The organism is Streptomyces novaecaesareae (assembly GCF_000716875.1).
GTDB lineage: Bacteria > Actinomycetota > Actinomycetes > Streptomycetales > Streptomycetaceae > Kitasatospora > Kitasatospora novaecaesareae.
This window is the reverse complement of sequence record NZ_JNWQ01000241.1, coordinates 1-321: the sequence shown is the minus strand read 5'-3', so window position 1 is coordinate 321 and position 321 is coordinate 1. Positions and strand designations below refer to the sequence as shown.

1 protein-coding gene is annotated in these 321 nt (G+C 65.4%); it reads right to left on the bottom strand.

The genetic code is table 11. The features are described 5' to 3' along the window. The coding region (locus tag OP86_RS32680; protein ID WP_033334550.1) for a helix-turn-helix domain-containing protein at positions 1 to 317 on the bottom strand (317 nt) is incomplete at its 3' end. Positions 318 to 321: the final 4 nt, after the last annotated feature.

The following is a 321-nucleotide window of genomic DNA, read 5'->3' as shown; positions in this document are numbered from 1 at the left end:
AACGTCGGGTACTTCGCCCGCCTGGTCCAGAAGTTGGCGAACGCCCCTTGCAAGTGCCGAAGCGTCTGCTGCAACGGGACACTGGAGACTTCGCAAAGGTAGGCCAGTTCCCCGGTCTTCTTCCACCCGGTCAGCATCGCGGATGTGGCGTTGTAGTTGACCCGCTCCCGGCGCAGCGTCCACGCCTCGGTGCGGGCCGCCAGCGCCAGGTTGTAGACCTTCCGCACACACCCGAACGTGCGCGACAGCTCAGCCGCCTGCGCATCCGTCGGGTAGAAGCGGTACTTGAACGCCCGCTTCACGTGGGTCGTGGTCACGCTC